This window comes from Mycobacterium sp. TH-M15, from assembly GCF_057473705.1.
Genome location: NZ_JBYCLB010000247.1, coordinates 1 through 3,466, shown reverse-complemented (window position 1 = coordinate 3,466; position 3,466 = coordinate 1). Strand labels below are relative to the sequence as shown.

General features: G+C 69.5%; 3 protein-coding genes. All 3 read right to left on the bottom strand.

What is annotated here, in order from left to right:
• On the bottom strand, window positions 1–738 hold a 738-nt coding region (locus AC2VNT_RS05885; protein ID WP_486945961.1), incomplete at its 3' end, for an ABC transporter permease.
• A gap of 66 nt (window positions 739–804) precedes the next feature.
• Window positions 805–1,812, bottom strand: a complete 1,008-nt coding sequence (locus tag AC2VNT_RS05880; protein ID WP_486945962.1) for an NAD-dependent epimerase/dehydratase family protein — start codon at window positions 1,810–1,812, stop codon at window positions 805–807.
• A gap of 18 nt (window positions 1,813–1,830) precedes the next feature.
• On the bottom strand, window positions 1,831–3,466 hold a 1,636-nt coding region (locus AC2VNT_RS05875), incomplete at its 5' end, for a 3-oxoacyl-[acyl-carrier-protein] synthase III C-terminal domain-containing protein (RefSeq protein ID WP_486945960.1).

The window sequence follows — 3,466 nt, the reverse complement described above, 5'->3', positions numbered from 1 at the left end:
GACGATCAGCGCCGCCACCCCCCACAGCAGCACCGCCATGTAGGACATGGCGAGCTGGGCCCCGTGCAGCGGGCGCACCATGTCGTCGACCGCGCCGTGCCGGTCCACGATCCGATACCCGTCCGGGACGGTGCTCGGCAGGCCGCGCAGGCCGACGGCCGAGATCACCGGCTGCCCGGAGAACATCAGCTTCTGGGCGCCCCGCACGGTCAGGAAGGCGTTGGGCTGGCCGGCCAGGGTGGTCGACTTGTCGATCAGACCGACCACCGTCAGCTTCGTCCCGGCCATGTCTATCTCGTCGCCGATCGACCGCTTGAGGGTGGTGGAGACGGCGGCCTCGTCGGGTTTCGCCGGCGCCCGGCCGAACATGATCGGCGGCATAGCCGTCCCGTCGGCCGGCAGCCCGTACACGTTGACGTTCTCCGGCGAAGCCTGGTCCTGCATGATCGTGTTGCCGTAGACCACCGGGACCGCCGACTCGACACCGGGGATCCGGGCGACCTTCTGCGCCTCCGCCTCCGGGAACCGGGACGAGCCCATGAAAGGTCCCACCGCGCTGTCCTTGATCAGGTAGTCGTCGATGCCGATCGAGTCGACCACCCGCTCGCCCTCGACCCGGAAACCGTGGGCGAGACCGGTCAGAATCAGCGTCAGCGCGAACACCATGCCGGTGCCGAAGATGGCGGTCACGAACCGCCGCTTCCGCCACTGCAGGTCCCGAACGGCGGTGATCAGCATCCGCATTCGCCTGTCCCCTCGCAGCTCATCGGCGTGCCCCCCGATCACGCCGGCCGGCAACCGGCATCAACGCCGACGTCCGAGGGGTTCCAGGTAATGGTGGTCGACATACCAATCACAAGCGTCCCGAATGGCGGTGCGGAACGGTGTGAGCGGCACGCCCAGCTCCTTTCTCGCCTTCCCGCCGTCAGCGTAGATGGCCAGCGACGACAACCGCATCTGTTTCGCGTCGATCGGTAATCGGGGTCCGACCACCGTCCGCGCGGCCGCCACCGCGGATGCCGCGACCGGTATCGTCCACCGGGGCAGGACGACCCGCGGCGGTGGCCGGTCAACCATCTCACACACCGCTGCGAACGCGTCGCGAAAGCTGAGGTTTTCGCCGGCCAGGATGTAGCGCTCGCCGAGACGGCCGCGCTCGGCGGCCGCGATGTGCCCGGACACCACGTCGCCGGCGGCGACGAAATTGGTTCCCCCCGGTGGCGCGATCCGCAGCGTCCCGCGAGTCGCCTCGGTGATCATCGCACTGTTGATCCGGTTGACATCGCGCGGTCCGATCACCACCGACGGATTGACGATCACCGCCGGCAGCCCATCGGCGACCGCTTGCTGCAGTGCGGCTTCGGCGAAGTGCTTGCTGTGGCCGTACGGGAACCGGCGCGGCGGCAGGTTGAACCGGTCGTCCTCGGTGAGCTGGCGTCCAGACGCCGGAACGCCCAGCGCCCCAATCGAGCTGGTCAGGACGAACCGTTCCACACCGGCCCGCAGCGCGGCCGCAAGCACGTTGCGGGTGCCGTCGATGTTGGTGCGGTACAGCTTCTTACATCCGCGATACCGCCAGTAGTCGGAGATCGCCGCGGTGTGGAACACCCAGCTGCAGCCCGTCATCGCGGCGGCCAGCTGGTCGACACTGTCGAGCACGTCACCCGGGCAGGACTGATACTGCAGCCCCTCGAGTGCCGTCCGCGACGACGTCGCCCGGTGCAGGACCCGCACCGCAACTCCCCGCTGAACCAAACCTGCGACCAGGTTTGATCCGACGAACCCGGTTCCCCCGGTCACGAACGCCAGCATCACAGCCGGAAATGGTAGTCAGAAACGGTAAGTGGTGCAGCCGACTTCGACACCCGATCCGATGGTCAGGATCAGGGCGACGTCGCCGGGCTGCGCCAGCCCGTGCGCCCGGACGTGCTCCAGTCCGTAGGGGACCGCGGAGGTGAACGGGTCGGTGGTCAGCCCGTCGGCAACCAGGTCGACGAAGCGCGACCGGGGGATGCCGATCTGGGCAGCCAGCTCGTCCAGACCCGATGACGGCAGCGCCGGCGGCAGCACCACCGCGACGTCGGCCGGGGCGAGCCCCTCCAGTGCCAGCAGCTCCTTTGCGGCGTCCGGCAGGCAGCTCAGGTAGATGCCCGCCAGGTTGGGGTCACGCTCGACCTGCAGCCGGGTGTGGCCGGCTGCCGGCTGGGTGTAGGTGCTCACCGCAGAGCGGTACTCCGGGTGGTGCTGGAAGACGAAGCGGCCGAACCCTTCCGGGCCGTCGCTGAGGCTGAGCAGGATCGCCGAGCCGGTCTCGGTGATGCCGGTGCGCGGCCAGCCGCTGTCCACCGGGTTGTTCTCCACCTCCGAGGCCAGCACCATCGCGTGCCCGGTCTTGCCGGCCGCGATCATCCCGGCCGCCACGTGGCAGGCGTTGAGGAAGCCGACCGCGCCGTTGAGGATGTCCAGGTCCAGCGTCTTCGGCCCGTCGGCGGAGTTCACCACCGCGTTGATGCCGATCTCGCCGGCGACCAGGGCGGCCACCGCCGGTTCGCTCAGGAAGTCGTCGCGGTACACGCCGGTGTGGATGATCAGGCCCAGCGCCGAGCGGTCGATGTCACTGCGGTCCAGGCAGGCCGCCGCCGCCTCGGTGGCGAACCGGATCGAGCTCGGCGGCTCGGGGCCGGTCGCCGGGGCGATGCCGACGCTGTCGATGCGCACCCGGGGGATCGCCGGCAGCTCCCGGCGGCCATTGGGGGCGGTGCCGCCGCCGCGGCCGTGCTTGGCCTCCCCGTCCCGGCGCATCCGGTCCGGCAGGTCGTCGAAGGTGTACAGCGCGGTGCCGACGGTCTGCCCGGAGCCGGTGATCGAGAACACGACGTTGTCCCCGGAGTTGATCCGGTTGCTCTGGATGTAGTCGACCAGCGCCACCAGATGCGTTGTGGTGGCGGTGTTTCCCCGCTCGGCCAGGTTGCAGATGGTGTTGTTGCGGCTGGCCGCCTGCCGGCCGAGCAGCCCGTTGATGGCCCGGATCGCGTCGTTGATCGACGCCTCCGAGGTCTGGTGCATCAGCAGGTGGTCGCAGGTCTCCGGGGTCCAGCCGTGCCGGGCCATCACCCCGGCGACGAACGGCACCGAGTGCTTCACCGCCACCGCGGTCTGCTTCACCGAGTCGGTGACCATGATCGCGCCGCCGTGCTCGCTGTCGGTGGCCTTGCCGATGCACAGCTTGGCGTACTCGCTCAGCGTGGCCATGTCGATGTCGTGGAAGCCGACCCGGTCGTTGGCGCCGCGCTCCAGCACCACCGCCGCGCCGGCGTCGCCGACGGTCAGGCAGGCCAGCCGCGGGTCCAGCGGGCCCTCGATCTCCTTCTGCGCGGTCTCGGTGATGTGGGTGATGTACTCACCGCTGACCACCAGCGCCGACCGGATCAGGTTGGCCTTCAGGAACGCGTCGGCGATGGTGATG